Below are 14,637 nucleotides of genomic sequence, written 5' to 3' on the forward strand. Positions count from 1 at the left end.
TTTGTGATTCTTGAACCTGAAACTTCTCCTTATACCCTGCTGGGCGGCGAAAGCGCGGTCCGGGCATTGGTCAATCGTTTTTATGACTTGATGGACAGTGAAGCCCAATGGCGCAGTCCTTTGCGGGAAATGCATCCGGCCGACCTGGCAGAATCCAAGGAGAAACTGTTTTTGTTTCTTTCAGGCTGGCTGGGTGGACCGGATTTGTATGTCGAAAAGTTTGGACATCCCCGCCTGCGGGCGCGCCATGCCAGCTTTCCGGTAGATGACCAGGCGCGGGATCAATGGATGGCCTGCATGTTGCGCTCCATGCAGGAACAGGAAATGCCACCCGAAGTGTATACGCATTTACAGACCGCCTTGCAGCGTACGGCAGATTTCATGCGCAATCGTTAGTGCTGCGTGCCTGGTTAATCTGCCGTGACCGGATTGATGAGCGACCCGATGCCTTCAATACGTATTTCGCAGTGTTCGCCGGCCCGTAAAAAGCGCGGTGGATTGCGGGTGAATCCTACACCGGCCGGGGTTCCGGTAATGATCAGGTCTCCACAACGCAAGGGTGTGACTGCCGCCAGGGCACGAATCAGTGACGCAACGTTGAAAATCAGATCGGCCGTATTGCCAGTCTGCATGACCGTACCATCAATTAACGTATGCAAGGCCAGGCCTTTGGCTCCCATAGGGAGTTCATCGGCACTGACTACCACAGGCCCACATCCGCCCGTCGCCGGAAAGTTTTTGCCCAGGGTCCACTGACTGGCGCGAAACTGGAAATCCCTGACGCTGGCATCGTTGAAAATGGTGTAACCCGACACGCAATCCAGCGCTTGTGTATCGTTCATGGGCCCGAAGCAGGACTTGCCAATAACCACAGCGAGTTCTCCTTCGTAATCCAGTTCCCGGGAGCTGGAAGGGATACGCAGGGTTTGACCGTGTCCCACCAGAGTATCTTCGTAACGCATAAAAAAGTTGGGATATTCCGCTGGCGGAGCGGAAACTTCCGTGGCATGACTTTGGTAATTCAGCCCTGCGCAGAGGATTTTGCAGTTTTCGGGTAAGGGGGGCAGAAAATTCAGTTGCGCGGGATCGAGCAGGTCCTGGGCATGCGCACGATTAAGTCGTTGTTCCAGATCATTGCGCAGGCTGGCACTCGCGCCGAGCAAATCCATCAGGGTCAAACGCGGAGCGATATTCCGCAGGGACAGCAAGTCCCGACCGCGCCAGAGCGCCAATTCGACGGTGCTGTTGCTACTGATTTTACTGAGTTTCAATGCTTACTCCTTGCCTTGTTTGTTGCCATATACTAGCACCTCGGCTAAGGTGCGCCTATAAAATGCCCGGCAAGGACAGGACATGGTAATGACAGTATACGGGATTGATGTAGATCCCGAATGGCTATTGCATAGAGCGATTTATACGGTACTGATCGTACTGGGCAGCTATGTCATTTTGCGTTGGTACGGTAAAGCCATCAATCACCTGCTGTCTTTTCTGGGATCACGGCGCACCATTTCCCATGGTTATGGCATCGTTTTTAAACGCATAACTACCTGGTTTTTATGGCTTCTGGTTTGGGTGGTCGTCCTGCGCGTCTGGGCGGTGGATGTGACCGCCATCTGGACGACTTTTGTCAGTCTGCTGGCGGTAATCGGTGTTGGAATGCTGGCTTTGTGGGCGATGGTCAGTAATATAACCGCGCAGTTTTTTATCTGGTTCTGGCAGCCCTTACGTTTAGGTCAGCGTATCGAAATTTTCCCCGAAGCACTCATCGGTGAAGTGGTTGAAGAAAACCTGATGTTTACCGAGCTCAAACAGGACGATGGCGCCGTGGTCGTCATCCCCAATAATTTTTTCTTTCAGCGCGTGATCCGCCGTTTACCGGATGTGGGCGACAAGAAAAAAAGTGAATAATTTTCTCCGGAATTGCATGTTTTTCGTTTAGATGTTCAGTCAGACTTCTTGTAACAGTCTTCCATTTTTATATGGTAGATCCCGCAGTTGCGCTGGCTGCCGCCTCTGTGGCGAGCGGCACATTTTCTGCCTGAAGATTATGTCCGCTTACCCAACCGAGAATAATCCCCACTATGGCCATGGCAGATAGTGCGGGGTAACCGATGAACTGCACCAGCGGTCCTCCCAGAAAAGTACCCAGCACGGTAGCTACCGCGCCACTGGCATTAAATAAACCCATGGCGGCACCCTGGCTGAACGGTGTCAGCCGGGCTGTGAGAGTCGTGCCCGAGATGCTTTGCAAAGGCCATACGGCAATAATCAGGACAAAACCCAACAGGGCCACGAAGGTTTTGGGAATGGGTGTAAAAAAGACGGCCAACAGCAGGGTAAAGCCAAGCAGTCGTCCGATGAGCGACCAGCGATATACCCGTCCGGCGCCAAACTTTCCAGAGAGTTGTCCACCCACAGAATAGAGGATCAGGGCAACGGCAGCCGTCACTGCATAGACACTGGAAGTCAAGGCGGGGGCCACGCTGTAAGCTTTTTGCATGGCTACGGGAAAATAGGCAAAAAAGGCGGCAACGCCGAAAGCCACGGCAAACCAGGAGAACAAAAAACGTCCGAAACGGGTGGACAAGACTTCCTTAAAGCGTTTACCACCCCGCAGAGATAAATGATGGGAAAAGCGCATTACCCCACCTCCCAACAGTTCGGGACGCCCAAAATTGGCCAGCAGTCGCCAATCCATTTCCCGACGCATCTGGTTGCCAATTTCTGCAGACCAGTCAAAACGTTTTGCAGCAGCGGGCAGACCTTTGGCGCCCAGCCATATGGCTGGAATTAATGCCAGTGCCGAGCAGATTAAACCCATCTTGAAATTGGCCACAAAAGCACTGGCAACCAGTAGGCCGACCACCTGTCCGGCGCCATTAAAAGTCTGCAACCAGCCAAGACGAGGCTCCCAATGGTCTTTGGGATCAAATTCGACAATGAATAAGCTGGCCACGGTGGCCACAGCCGAGGTACCAGCTCCTGCCAGTAGGGCCAGCAGACTCCAGGGCAAAAGCCCCGGAAGAAAAGGCATGAGCGCAAGGGCTATGATCAGCATCAAAAAACCAGCCAAAAAAAGCGGGCGATGCCAGTGTTTGCTGTCTGCCAGAAAGCCCCAGAGCGGTGAACTCAGGAGTCCTAAATTAAATCCCCCCATTACATAGGCGACCCAACTGAGATGATGGGTTAAGCCAACAATCATCAATGGTAAAAGGATGGGGAGGAGGCCTGAAGAAATGGCGCCCAGAAGGGCATAGGACAGAAACCAGACCGATATCCAGCGCCTTGGTTCATTCAGGATTTTCAGCACAGTGGCGAAGCGTGCATGGGCCAGACTTCTGCGCTCCTTGGAAAATATCGGGTTTCCGGGTTGATGCTGTTCGGCTGTTGTTTTTACAGGCATGGCAAGACCCCTCACGTTGAGTGATAAGTTGCATTGGTGTAAAAATCATGGGTATATAAAATATTGATGACTATCTGGGTAAATAGTTCAATGTGGCCCGAGAAATGGGTTTGCTTGTCAGTGACCTATGCTTTCTATATGGTGAGATGCATGCATGATTTTAAGCGTTTTGGAGTGATTTTCGGCGAATGTCTGGTCGATGACTTCGGCGACAGCCAGCGCCTTGGGGGCGCGCCCTTTAATGTGGCGCGTCATTTACGCGGCTTGGGAGTGCCCGCCATTTTTATCAGCCAGGTGGGCGATGACATCAATGGCAGGAATATCCTGGATCATATGCGGCAATGGCAGATGCCCTTGTCAGGGGTGGCAGTCAGCAAGACTTTGCCAACCGGGCGTGTGGAGGTGCTACCTGACCCGATAGAAGGTCACCGCTTCGAAATTCTACCCCATCAGGCTTATGACGGCATTCCATTCCCCGAAAAATTACCTGAACCTGTTTCCTGGCTTTATCACGGTTCTCTTGCCTTGCGGGAAATCGGTACATCCCGACAAACCTTGCAAAAATTAGCTTCCATCAGTAACAAGCGATTTCTCGATATCAATTTACGGGCACCCTGGTGGACGCCTGACACGCTTGCCCCGTTACTGACTGATTCATCTATACTGAAATGTAACGTTGATGAATTGGAAACTTTGCTGGCCGTTTATTCGCTACGCTCTTGGCCTGCGCTATGCGACAAGATGCGGGTTTTCGCAGACCATTTTTCATTGGAGTCGGTGTTGCTGACTTGTGGACCGGAAGGCTCTGCCTACTGGGATCATCAAGACTTTTATGAAGCGGCTGCTGAACCAGTAAATAATCTGGTGAATACGGTAGGAGCGGGTGATGCATTTTCTGCCGCCTGGTTATGGAGCCTGCTGCGGGGGGAAAGTCCGGAATTACGCCTGCGCCGGGGTGGGGAATTGGCGGCTGCAGTTTGCGCTCTGCAAGGTGCGACGCCGGATTCCCTGGATTTTTATGAATCGTTCATGAGTCTCTGGACCCAAGGCAAAAGTCTGTCTAAACCAATGTGAAGGCACTAGCCCAGCATCAGCTGTGAGGAGAAAAGCCTTTGGCCGAGAATGAACCTTGTTTCAATAAACCCCGGTACCATGGCGTCAGTCCAGCCCTGGATGATGCCTATCGACTGATTGAGGCTGCTGGTGTCTTCTATGGAGGGCAACTGGTGGGTACGGCAGCCAGCGTCGACCCCAAGGCCCCTGCAGAAAATTATGCAGATTGCTTCGTACGGGATTTTTTCCCCGTCGGATTGATTCTGCTGCTGGAAAACCGGGCTGACGTCGTCCGCTCCTTCCTGCATCTGATTATGCAGCTCAGAGGACAGCAGGAAGAACTTGAAGGGCAGCAGATTGCTCCCGGGGTTATGCCTGCCTCGTTTCGCGTGCAGCGTAATGACCGTGGAGAAGAGGAGGTGCTGGCAGACTTTGGTGATCGGGCCATTGGCCGCGTAGCCCCGGTGGACTCGATGATGTGGTGGTCGATGCTTCTGCATGCCTACGTGCTGTATACAGGTGACCTGGGTTTTGCCCACAGCCCCGAAATCCAGCGCATGTTGCGGATGATTCTGAGCCTGTGTTTGCAGAGTCGCTTTGAGGTTTTTCCGACCCTGCTGGTTCCTGATGCCTCCTTCATGATTGATCGACGTATGGGCGTCAATGGTCATCCCATCGAAATTCAGGCGCTGTTCAATGCTACCCTGCGCTGTGCTTCCCTCTTGCTTCCAGAGCAGGGCAGTCAATGGTTGGTGGATTTGGCACAGCGCCGCAGAAACGTATTGCGTTCTTATGTACAGCAGTATTACTGGCTGGATATGGACGTCCTTAACCGGATTTATCGCTTTGAAACGGAAATGCTCGGAGTCAATATTGAAAATCTTTTCAATATCCACCCGGAATCCATTCCTCTTTGGGTCCAGGACTGGCTTCCCGACGGTGCCGGCTTTTTCGTAGGAAATCTGGGGCCCGGGCGTATGGATTTTCGCTTTTTCGCTCAGGGAAACCTGTTGATGCTGGCTACGGGCATGGCCACGACTGCTCAGGCACAGGCGTTGACCAGCTTGATTGAGCAGCGCTGGAACGACCTGATTGGACGAGTCCCCATGAAACTCGTTTATCCCGCCGTTGAGGGGGATGAATGGCGGCTGATCACGGGGTCCGACCCTAAAAATATCCCCTGGTCTTACCACAATGGTGGCAATTGGCCGGTCATGATCTGGCCCCTGGTGGCGGCAACTATCAAAGCGGGACGCATGGATCTGGCAGAGCGGGCCTGGCAAATGGTTGAGCCACGCCTGTTTGCCGACCGTTGGCCGGAATATTACGACGGCCGTCTTGGACGTCTGGTAGGTCGTCGGGCCAATATCGGACAGGTGTGGAGCGCTGCAGGACTATTACTTGCGCGCTATTTCCTAGATGAGCCGGGTCTTCTGGAGCGGCTGGGGTTCGATGAAACCCTGGACGAAGCCACGGAGAGTGCAGAGGAGTAGGTAATATGTTTCGGAAGCATATGGTGAGGGGTGGATAATGGACAATCGCCCGGAAAGCAAGCCGAATTCAGCCCAACTCCATCTGGTCCTTATCAGCCTTCACGGACTGATTCGCGGCCAGAATCTGGAACTGGGCCGCGATGCGGATACGGGCGGTCAGATTCTCTATGTCGTCGAACTGCTGCGTGCGCTTGCCACAGATCCTCGGGTCGGGAGGGTCGATCTGCTTACCCGGAGGATTCAGGATGCGCACGTGGCTGATGATTACGCCCGGCAAGACGAGACCCTGCCTGACTTGCCGAAGGCGCATATTATTCGTTTTCCGGCAGGACCTGACGAATACCTGCCCAAGGAAGGCCTGTGGCCCCATCTGGATGGTTTCAGTGATCACGCCATGGAGTATCTGCGCCAGCAATCTCCGAGTCTTATCCATTCTCACTACGCCGACGCGGGCTATGTGGGTATGCGCCTGGCCTTACAACTCGGTGTGCCTCTGGTGCATACCGGACATTCCCTCGGGCGCAGCAAGCGCCAAAGCCTTTTGGCCTCTGGAGAGTCAGAGCGCACCCTGGAGAAAAAATATCGCCTGTCCCAGCGTATCCGTGTTGAGGAAGAAATTCTGGCGACTGCCTCCCTGATCATCACCAGTACCCAGGACGAGATCGATAGACAATACGGGATGTATGATTGGGCTAATGCTGAGCGGATGCGGGTGATTCCGCCAGGGGTTAATGTTTCCCGCTTTGAACCCGGCCCTCAACCCTCGCCGCCCATCAGCACAGAATTGCGCCGTTTTTTACGAGCACCACAAAAGCCACCTATTCTTGCCCTGTCCCGTCCTGACGAACGAAAAAATATTGCCGGTCTGATTCATGCCTATGGCCAAAATCCGGGTTTGCAGGCGCGCGCCAATCTGGTGATTGTGGCCGGAACACGCGATGACATTCGTGACATGGCCGCCGGTCCACGGCGGGTATTGACGGAAATTCTGCTGTTGATTGATCGTTATGATCTTTACGGAAGAGCCGCCTATCCCCGCTACCACCGTCCTGATGACGTACCAGATCTCTATCGCTGGGCGGCAGGCCTGGGAGGTGTTTTCATCAATCCGGCCCTGACCGAGCCATTTGGTCTGACACTCATTGAGGCGGCGGCTTGCGGGTTGCCGATCCTGGCGACTGAAGACGGAGGACCCAAAGATATTATCGCCAATTGTCAAAACGGCGTGCTGATTGATCCCCTGAATGTCGAAGAAATCGGCGAGAAGCTGCTCAGCATGCTGAGCGATAAGGCTATCTGGAAAAGTTATGCCAAGAACGGTATTGCCGGGGTGCGTCGGTATTATTCCTGGCAGACCCACGTTGACCAATACCTGACCGCACTGGATGAATTGCCCCTCACCGTTCCTCAGCGACAAGATATTATCCCGACAGACGAACGTATTACTGCCGATCGGCTGTTGTTTCTGGGTGCCCGTTTGCTTGATCCAGCACCCATTCCGGGGCAACAGGCAGAACTGGTCGCTATGCTGCATCGCCATCGGCGAAAAATAGCCTTTGGTTTGGTCAGTTTTCGTCCCCTCCATGAGTTGCTGGCGCTGCTTAAGCAGCGCCGCATGAACGTTCCTGATATTCTTATAACCCGTGGAGGGACCCAGATTCATTATGGTTCCAGCCTCTCCCGCGATCAGGGTTGGAGCCGCCACATTGGAGTAGATTGGCAAGGCGATCGGGTATACGACCTGCTTGCAGAAACCCCTGGCGTGCAGATTGTAGGCCGCAGCGGTCAGGGATTTTATGCCGTGCATGGTTTCATCCATGACCATGCCGAATTTGAGGGATTGGCCGTGCTGAATGATCAGCTTCACAACTGCGATATTCCCAGCCGCTTGATAACCCTCAATTCGCAGGAATTTCTGGTTGTACCCCAGCGCGCTTCCTTGGGGTTCGCTATCCGTTATGTGGCGGATCGCCATGACATCGCCCTCGATCACGTACTGGTCGTCGGTAGTGCCCGTGCGGATCTCGATTTGCTGGGAGGTAATATTCTGGCTGCCCAGGTGGGCGGAGAAAAAGATCTGCAACAACATGAGGATATTTATCAATCTCAGGCAAGTGGGCTACCAGGAGCGATGGAGGCCATCACGCATTATGATTTCCTGAGCAATAACGCAGCGATCTGAGCAAGGGAAATGGTGATCTGACATGAATGGAGCAGGAGACAAGCATGATGAACGCAACAGAGGAAAACATTCCGACAGTATTACTCTGCTGTGATCTGGATCGAACCCTGATTCCTAACGGCAGCCAGACCGAATCCGCACAGGCCCGTCCTTTGTTTCGGGAGCTTTGCGCCCATCCTGCTGTACACCTGGCCTTGGTAACCGGCCGCCATCTGCAACTGGTTACCGCAGCCATTGAGCAATGGCAACTACCTGTTCCCGATTTTATCATCGGTGATGTCGGTACAAGCATTTACACCCGTGAAGAAGGACATTGGCGTCATTGGGATCATTGGTCTGCAGAAATTGGCCCTGACTGGGGAGGAATGACACATCAGGATATTACTACAGAATTTGCCGATATTTCCGCCTTCACCTTGCAGCCAGCTGAACAGCAGGGAATATTCAAGGTCAGTTACCAGGTGGATATGGGTATCAATCGCGACATCCTGGAATCGGAACTGCTCCGCCGCCTTTGGGGCATCGGGGTTAATGCGCGATTGGTCTTGTCATTCGATGAAATGACCGATACGGGTTTGTTGGATATTCTGCCCAGCAGCGCCAGCAAGCTCCATGCCATAGAATTTCTCGGTCAACAGCGTGCGTATCCCAACGAGCGCACGGTTTTTGCCGGTGATTCGGGTAACGATCTGGAGGTGTTAGGCAGCCATATTCACTCCGTGCTGGTAGCCAACGCCCATCAGGGGGTCCAGGAAGAGGCCATACGTATGGCTGCAGCGTCGGATCTGGCGGGCACCCTTTATATTGCCCATGGAGGATTTCTGGGCATGAACGGGAACTACAGCGCGGGAGTATTGGAGGGACTCGCGCATTATCTGCCCGAAACGGCGGCGTGGATGAAGTTGCCTGCTTGTTCATAAAAAAGCTCAAAACAGCTGTTGTCTGGAGGGCTTTGTCACTTTCATTCAGGACCAGACTCTGCCCGTTCCAGAGATACAAATCCTGATGCAGAACATGGAGCAGTCAGTGTTCCGTCAAAATTGGCACGATGTGCCGGGAACTTTCGGGTAAAAATTCCGGTCTCTTCAGGCGGAGGAAAACTTCCTTCCGATTGTTTTGATCTCAGGGTTTTTTCCAGTAAGGAGGATAGCCATGAAAAGAAACCCTCTCTCGAAACGCCGGTGGCTTGCCCTGGCGAGCTTACCCCTTCTCGGCGCGACAATGGCCTTGCCCATCGCCCATGCGGCGACGACCTATGTTTCAGTGGATGGTCATTCGATTCCCGTTTCTGCGCAGAGCAGGACCATTCATATTCCCGGTGGCATCATCCGGGTACAAACATTCACTTGGGGGGCGCAGGGTGTTCCCGGACATTTGCAGGTGACCGCCGGCCATCTCTCTCCAGTACAGGGGCAAGCGCTGATCAATCAGAGTTTGTGGCAGATGCGCTCCATGCAGGTGGCAATGGATCAGCAGATCGCGCAAATGAATCAGCTTATGCGCGTCTCTTTCGGTCCTTTCATCAACCCGGCATTCAATTTTCCGGAACCCGTGATGATGATTCATGGACTTTTGCCGGGAACGGAGCGGCTGACACCGGTGCATAAATCTCCTGCAACGGCTGTCTCGGCAGGTCCTTTATCTGGTCATGAGACGCTGTCGGTACGCTGGAAACATCCGGAGAAAACCGAAAATCCCAAGTTGCCCATTTAATCAAGAGTTGCCAGACACACCCCAAAGACCAGCTCGCGGTGTCTGAACACTAGCAGCAGATGATGATGTTGTTGGCGAATACTCCAAAGGCCTCTTGGAATCAGGCATCTGCCGGGAGTTCGTTGCTGTTTTGAACGGATTCAGCTCCACGTTACGGGGCATTTTCAGATGTCAGGAAGCTGATATGTATCCATTATTATATCGCAAATTTATTTTTTACCTTTTTGGGGTCATCGGGTTAAGCTGGACATCCGGTGTAGCAATTGCAGATGAGTTACTGGTGCACAAAGTGCCTGCATTCCGAATACATGAGATGGAACTGCCGGAATCTGTAGCGGGAATGCCTTTGCGTGAAATTGAAAAATGGGCGCGAGCTGGAGATCCTGCAGCAGAAAATGCCTTGGGTGTGGACTACTTGCATGGTAAAAATGTTCCAGAAAACTGGCAAAAGGCAGATGCCTGGTTTCGTAAGTCGGCCCATGCCGGGAATGCCAATGGGGCTTTTCATTTGGCCTTCGCCTATAACTTCGGCGAGGGTGTGCCGCCGAATAGGCACAAAGCCGTTTATTGGTGGCAACAATCAGCGAAAGATCGCAAGAGATGAGTAAGTTTTGTGCTCAAGTGTATATTGAAACTCCTCGTGGTAGGTCTATTCGCGGCATTCAGGTTATTCTGGATTGGTCATCAGGGCCACACGCATATTGAACGGATTTTTGAGTCCAGTAAGAACCGCCACTCTTTTCGTTGGCATGTCACAAACCCTGTTATAAAAAACGGAAGAGAGTGATCAGATTCTTTATGGGTTTTCTTCATCAAATAATTCACCGTTTCCAGAGACCAGCGCCCAGACCAAGGCTACAATCCAGCCAATAATTGTCCAGCCTAACAGCAAATCCAGTGTGGTGATGCCCAGGAAGAAAGGACTTTTCAAGCTCCAAGCCAATAACACTGGTAAAATATATATGGCTATTATTATCATAAATCCTATCATCAATAAAACAGTAAATCCCGTCGGACTGTGTAAAATCCAGTGTAGCATTATCTATCCCCTGTAATGGCTAAGATATTTATATGACAATCCAGTATTTTTTTTTGATTTGTACAATAAAAACCAGCGCTAAAAAGTATAATGCAACCTATTTATTGCCTGCACAATCATAGCACCTCTATACATCTTCATGAGAACTATAGTGTATTTTTGATTTTACATTACCTATCATCCATGAAGGCTTGATAACAGTGATTTGCGTATCATCTATAGCATTTGGCTGCAAATCGAGCTTAATGATGGTAGTTATGATTATTACGCCACAAACAATCATCATGCTGAACAAGCTACGTATGAAAGCTCTTTTGAAAGAAGGACCACTATTGAAGGACCTTCTTGATGCGGCTAGTTCCCAGCACCACCACCAGCCAATGACACTCCATCCAAATAGAAAATTAAAAATGTACAACTTGTGCTTGTTCCTTTTTTTTTGCAATTCCATACCACAGTGATGGCAAAAAGTAGAATATAAGTATAGCTAGTGAAACTGCAAATATTTTTAGTGCAGAGAAATACAAAGGAAGCAGGTGGAATTCTGATCTGATCATTCACCTGGCCTTTTTAGGTGTGACTAAAAATAGCAGCGTTTGCACTACCATATCGATGATTATTCCTGAAAGCAGAATGACGTATACTATCTAGACTCGTACTGCTGCTGTAGAGTTCCGCTATTCACAGGGAATGACTTTGTATAGGAGGGGCTGGAGGTTATCGTTTGTAACCATGTAACTGACGATGATAGGCCTGAATTTCAAATATTAGGAGAAGTTGACAATGTTATGGTTGATACCAATTAGCTTATGGTTACATTTTTTACCAGCATCTGGGTCTTCACCGCTTATGAATGGTAATAATAATCATTTTATATTGGTGGAGGGAACCAATCCTTGTTATCAATCCAAAGTAGAATTTACTTCAAATCCTAGCGATCGGGCCTATTGGAGTAGTAATATAAACTCCTTCTCCGCCTTGACGCATGCTCAGCCGAACAATTGGATTTTAAGCCTTGGTGAAGAGAGTCCTAAAGGACAATGGCATCATCCGGTAAGCTTGGCTCAGCTTTTCGGTAAATTGGCATTTGCGCACGGCAAATATGCGATTTTAGCCCCATCCTTAAGGGTTCTGGGCTTACATGGAAGCGGTTTTGCTTCAGCAAAAAGGAACGAGGCACAAGTCCCCCCAGCGTTATCAAAACTGCTAAAAATTTCCGCTCAGGGAAATGGTATCATTCTTCGCGTGGCATCTTATGAAAATAGACCGACCGAATATGCGCATATTGTTCGTTTTTTCTCCGCCGCTATACGCAAGACGCTCCCCGATGTAGCCATTATTGCCGAACTAGCAATGCCGGATAGTCCAGGCTTCTGGAGCGTCAGTCAGCATACTTGGCTTAAAGACATTCAGACCACAAGTCATCTGGTGGACGGTTATGCGTTATTTCAATGTGGTCATGTCTTATATTCGAACTATTCAGGGACCTCTTCGTCTTTAATAGCTTCAGGTATCCGTCTTGCCGATGAAACCAAACAACCGTCCTAATGGTCCATACTGTAGGGACCATTCAACACTTTTAAAGCCAAATAAGCGTTTTTCGGCTGAATGATATTCCTCCGCGAGCGCAACTACTGATTCGAGGAGTCCGTAAATGACCAATATGCCTGGCAAGCAGTTTATTTTTATGTGTGGCTTAATGTTGATGCCTATTGGCGCAATGGCAAGTTCCGATGCTACTTCTGCCTTATCAAGTATTTCGGTGACGGCGCACACGCTGGCCAATTGGCGTGCTGGTGCCGAACATGGTTATGGTCCAGATCAATATCGTCTAGGACTGGCGTATGCAACAGGTGATGGTGTTCCTCAAAATTTGAGTGAAGCTGCCTATTGGTGGCGTAAGAGTGCTGACAATCTTTATCCGCAGGCAGAACTTATGATGGGCAATGCTTATGCGCATGGATGGGGTGTATCACGTGATATCAATAGGGCGATTCATTGGTGGAAGACCGCTGCGCGAAGCGAGGCCGCTGATGTGGCCCGTCGAGCCCAATTCCTGCTCGATTCCGCAGCTTAAAATGCCGATGGCGTCATTGATATCCAAATTTTAGGGCAGTCAGTCAATAACAGGAGGAGAATATTGCCTTATCTAAATAAGTTTTCAGCCCATAATTTTATCCTGAGGGACTGGTTGGCGCTGGATCGCACCATTCTCGCCAACGAACGAACCATCTTGTCCTTTACCCGGACAGCCTTGGTACTCATTCTTGCAGGAATGACTTTTATACGATTTTTTGGGGCGAATAGTTGGTCAGCTTTAGGTTATCTGACGCTTGCGGTAGGCGTGATCCTGTGGCTGACCGGATTCCGCATCTATTTGGGAAGAAAAAAGAACTATCATGCGTATGTAACAGAGCTGCAAACTGAAGAAAACGATGAACAGGAGAAGGGAGAAAAATATGTACCGATATCCCTACGATGATTATAATCGCGATAAAATGGTATTGCGGGACTGGATGGCGATGGATCGGACGGTTTTTGCTGCTGCCCGCACGTTCAATGATTATATCAAAATTTTCATAACTGCCGTTGTTGCTACGATTGTTTTTCTGGTCATATTCAATGGAAAAATATGGGATGAGGTGATTTATCTGGGATTGATTTTTGCGGGCATGATGTTGGTGGCGGGATTGTTTTTGCTTGTGCAGGCGTATTTGCATCATCGGAATTTGCATCATGAGTAGCCATTCAAACATTACTTGGCTGGACGCACTGCACATGGATGTCCATCGTCGTTATTTTCACTGTTACCAGAAAAAAGACCTGGTACTTCAGGACTGGCTGGCTATGGACAGAACCGTAGCAGCAAATAAACGCACACTGTATGCTTTTATGCGTACAACACTGGACTTCAACGTAACAGGTTTGATATTTATTCGTTTTTTTAAATATGGTTGGATTATTGGCATTGGGGGTTTTTTCCTGCTGATGTCCATCCTGCTGGGCGGGTATGCACTAGCTCGATATTTTCGTGTGAAAAGTCATTATCAGAAATTTTTGCGAGAATCAGGAGATGTTAAACCAGCTGATTTATTGCAGGAATAGAAAGATAATAAAATAAAACATCTTGATGCTATCGAAAGCACTGCTGACAATTAAATTGGTTGAATACACCTGCAAGTTGGCTTGAGAAAATCAGGTTCTCAATAAATAGGAAATTCGGTTTTATCGATCATTTTCCGCAACACAAAGCTGGAATGCACGCCAGTCACGCCTTCGATTCTGGTCAGGCGATTCAGTAAGAAATCCTGAAAGTGGGCCATGTCGCGCAGGACCACTTTCAACTGATAATCGGCATCGTGCCCGGTGATCAGATAACATTCCAGAACTTCGTCTGATTTTTTGATTTCTGCTTCAAAATGCTCAAAGCGTTCGGGGGTATGGCGGTCCATGCTGATGTGCATCAGCACCATGAGTTCCAGCCCGATTTTTTCCGGCTGTAACAAGGCCACCTGTTTGCGAATGATGCCTGCTTCTTCCAGTGCCTGCACCCGGCGCAGGCAGGGGGAAGGGGAGAGGCCAATTTTTTCAGCGAGGCGCTGATTGCTCAGGCTGGAATCCTTTTGTAAGGCTTCAAGGATGCGGCGATCATACCGGTCCAGGGGCATTTTGGGTTCTCCATTTTTCATGGCACAATATTCCATCTAAAAAAAGACCATTATAGCAATAATAATGCGCGAACAGCGGCGAT

General features: G+C 50.3%; 17 protein-coding genes. 13 read left to right on the forward strand and 4 right to left on the reverse strand.

Annotated elements, in window-relative coordinates; translation table 11 throughout:
• The first annotated feature begins 3 nt into the window (after positions 1 to 3).
• Entirely contained in the window at positions 4 to 396 is a 393-nt protein-coding gene (locus tag H7F11_RS10925; protein WP_193649361.1) for a group II truncated hemoglobin, read from the forward strand.
• 14 nt (positions 397 to 410) lie between these two features.
• On the opposite strand, the gene H7F11_RS10930 is transcribed toward H7F11_RS10925, so the two are convergent.
• Positions 411 to 1,271: a fumarylacetoacetate hydrolase family protein gene (locus H7F11_RS10930; protein WP_193649360.1), complete on the reverse strand. Its 861-nt coding sequence runs from the start codon at positions 1,269 to 1,271 to the stop codon at positions 411 to 413.
• 82 nt (positions 1,272 to 1,353) lie between these two features.
• Here H7F11_RS10930 and H7F11_RS10935 point away from each other — a divergent pair, with 82 nt between their 5' ends.
• Positions 1,354 to 1,911, forward strand: a complete 558-nt coding sequence (locus H7F11_RS10935) for a mechanosensitive ion channel domain-containing protein (protein WP_227485434.1) — start codon at positions 1,354 to 1,356, stop codon at positions 1,909 to 1,911.
• 67 nt (positions 1,912 to 1,978) lie between these two features.
• On the opposite strand, the gene H7F11_RS10940 is transcribed toward H7F11_RS10935, so the two are convergent.
• Entirely contained in the window at positions 1,979 to 3,406 is a 1,428-nt protein-coding gene (locus tag H7F11_RS10940) for an MFS transporter (RefSeq protein WP_193649359.1), read from the reverse strand.
• Between the two features lie 150 nt (positions 3,407 to 3,556).
• Between H7F11_RS10940 and H7F11_RS10945 the strand changes: the two genes are divergently transcribed.
• The 6 genes from H7F11_RS10945 to H7F11_RS10970 all read left to right on the forward strand — a co-directional run bounded on the left by H7F11_RS10945 (position 3,557) and on the right by H7F11_RS10970 (position 10,451).
• Positions 3,557 to 4,480: a PfkB family carbohydrate kinase gene (locus H7F11_RS10945; protein WP_193649358.1), complete on the forward strand. Its 924-nt coding sequence runs from the start codon at positions 3,557 to 3,559 to the stop codon at positions 4,478 to 4,480.
• Between the two features lie 38 nt (positions 4,481 to 4,518).
• Entirely contained in the window at positions 4,519 to 5,952 is a 1,434-nt protein-coding gene (locus H7F11_RS10950) for a glycoside hydrolase 100 family protein (RefSeq protein ID WP_193649357.1), read from the forward strand.
• A gap of 37 nt (positions 5,953 to 5,989) precedes the next feature.
• A complete protein-coding gene (locus tag H7F11_RS10955) occupies positions 5,990 to 8,134 on the forward strand; it encodes an HAD family hydrolase (RefSeq protein WP_193649356.1) in 2,145 nt (714 codons plus the stop codon).
• A 44-nt stretch (positions 8,135 to 8,178) separates the two neighbouring features.
• Positions 8,179 to 9,054: an HAD-IIB family hydrolase gene (locus tag H7F11_RS10960; protein WP_193649355.1), complete on the forward strand. Its 876-nt coding sequence runs from the start codon at positions 8,179 to 8,181 to the stop codon at positions 9,052 to 9,054.
• Between the two features lie 232 nt (positions 9,055 to 9,286).
• Complete coding sequence (locus tag H7F11_RS10965; RefSeq protein WP_193649354.1) at positions 9,287 to 9,847, forward strand: hypothetical protein; 561 nt, start codon at positions 9,287 to 9,289, stop codon at positions 9,845 to 9,847.
• Positions 9,848 to 10,031: 184 nt separating this feature from the next.
• Positions 10,032 to 10,451, forward strand: a complete 420-nt coding sequence (locus tag H7F11_RS10970) for a tetratricopeptide repeat protein (RefSeq protein WP_193649353.1) — start codon at positions 10,032 to 10,034, stop codon at positions 10,449 to 10,451.
• A 192-nt stretch (positions 10,452 to 10,643) separates the two neighbouring features.
• Here H7F11_RS10970 and H7F11_RS10975 read toward each other — a convergent pair whose 3' ends face one another.
• Positions 10,644 to 10,886: a superinfection immunity protein gene (locus H7F11_RS10975; RefSeq protein ID WP_193649352.1), complete on the reverse strand. Its 243-nt coding sequence runs from the start codon at positions 10,884 to 10,886 to the stop codon at positions 10,644 to 10,646.
• A 783-nt stretch (positions 10,887 to 11,669) separates the two neighbouring features.
• Here H7F11_RS10975 and H7F11_RS10985 point away from each other — a divergent pair.
• From H7F11_RS10985 to H7F11_RS11005, 5 genes are all read left to right on the forward strand, one after another.
• Entirely contained in the window at positions 11,670 to 12,434 is a 765-nt protein-coding gene (locus H7F11_RS10985) for a hypothetical protein (protein WP_193649350.1), read from the forward strand.
• Positions 12,435 to 12,540: 106 nt separating this feature from the next.
• Positions 12,541 to 12,963 carry a tetratricopeptide repeat protein gene (locus H7F11_RS10990; protein ID WP_227485435.1) on the forward strand — a complete coding sequence of 141 codons (423 nt, stop codon included), beginning with the start codon at positions 12,541 to 12,543 and terminating at the stop codon, positions 12,961 to 12,963.
• 63 nt (positions 12,964 to 13,026) lie between these two features.
• Complete coding sequence (locus tag H7F11_RS10995; protein WP_227485436.1) at positions 13,027 to 13,368, forward strand: DUF202 domain-containing protein; 342 nt, start codon at positions 13,027 to 13,029, stop codon at positions 13,366 to 13,368.
• Positions 13,346 to 13,630 carry a DUF202 domain-containing protein gene (locus tag H7F11_RS11000; RefSeq protein ID WP_193649349.1) on the forward strand — a complete coding sequence of 95 codons (285 nt, stop codon included), beginning with the start codon at positions 13,346 to 13,348 and terminating at the stop codon, positions 13,628 to 13,630. Before H7F11_RS10995 ends, H7F11_RS11000 begins: the two co-directional genes overlap by 23 nt.
• Entirely contained in the window at positions 13,623 to 13,991 is a 369-nt protein-coding gene (locus tag H7F11_RS11005) for a DUF202 domain-containing protein (RefSeq protein WP_193649348.1), read from the forward strand. The genes H7F11_RS11000 and H7F11_RS11005 overlap by 8 nt, the downstream gene beginning before the upstream one ends.
• Before the next feature lie 98 nt (positions 13,992 to 14,089).
• Here the strand turns inward: H7F11_RS11005 and H7F11_RS11010 are convergent, their stop codons facing one another.
• A complete protein-coding gene (locus H7F11_RS11010) occupies positions 14,090 to 14,575 on the reverse strand; it encodes an Lrp/AsnC family transcriptional regulator (RefSeq protein WP_193649347.1) in 486 nt (161 codons plus the stop codon).
• Positions 14,576 to 14,637 lie beyond the last annotated feature (62 nt).

Source organism: Acidithiobacillus sp. HP-2, from assembly GCF_015100155.1.
Classification (GTDB): Bacteria; Pseudomonadota; Gammaproteobacteria; order Acidithiobacillales; family Acidithiobacillaceae; genus Acidithiobacillus.

What these genes read in the sequence shown, in the direction of transcription:
- H7F11_RS11005 (WP_193649348.1), top strand. Translation starts at nt 13,623, where the DNA reads ATGAGTAGCCATTCAAACATTACTTGGCTGGACGCACTGCACATGGAT.
- H7F11_RS10960 (WP_193649355.1), top strand. Translation starts at nt 8,179, where the DNA reads ATGATGAACGCAACAGAGGAAAACATTCCGACAGTATTACTCTGCTGT.
- H7F11_RS10965 (WP_193649354.1), top strand. Translation starts at nt 9,287, where the DNA reads ATGAAAAGAAACCCTCTCTCGAAACGCCGGTGGCTTGCCCTGGCGAGC.
- H7F11_RS10940 (WP_193649359.1), bottom strand. Translation starts at nt 3,406, where the DNA reads ATGCCTGTAAAAACAACAGCCGAACAGCATCAACCCGGAAACCCGATA.
- H7F11_RS10935 (WP_227485434.1), top strand. Translation starts at nt 1,354, where the DNA reads ATGGTAATGACAGTATACGGGATTGATGTAGATCCCGAATGGCTATTG.
- H7F11_RS10955 (WP_193649356.1), top strand. Translation starts at nt 5,990, where the DNA reads ATGGACAATCGCCCGGAAAGCAAGCCGAATTCAGCCCAACTCCATCTG.
- H7F11_RS10985 (WP_193649350.1), top strand. Translation starts at nt 11,670, where the DNA reads ATGTTATGGTTGATACCAATTAGCTTATGGTTACATTTTTTACCAGCA.
- H7F11_RS10970 (WP_193649353.1), top strand. Translation starts at nt 10,032, where the DNA reads ATGTATCCATTATTATATCGCAAATTTATTTTTTACCTTTTTGGGGTC.
- H7F11_RS10975 (WP_193649352.1), bottom strand. Translation starts at nt 10,886, where the DNA reads ATGCTACACTGGATTTTACACAGTCCGACGGGATTTACTGTTTTATTG.
- H7F11_RS11000 (WP_193649349.1), top strand. Translation starts at nt 13,346, where the DNA reads ATGTACCGATATCCCTACGATGATTATAATCGCGATAAAATGGTATTG.
- H7F11_RS10990 (WP_227485435.1), top strand. Translation starts at nt 12,541, where the DNA reads ATGACCAATATGCCTGGCAAGCAGTTTATTTTTATGTGTGGCTTAATG.
- H7F11_RS10945 (WP_193649358.1), top strand. Translation starts at nt 3,557, where the DNA reads ATGCATGATTTTAAGCGTTTTGGAGTGATTTTCGGCGAATGTCTGGTC.
- H7F11_RS11010 (WP_193649347.1), bottom strand. Translation starts at nt 14,575, where the DNA reads ATGAAAAATGGAGAACCCAAAATGCCCCTGGACCGGTATGATCGCCGC.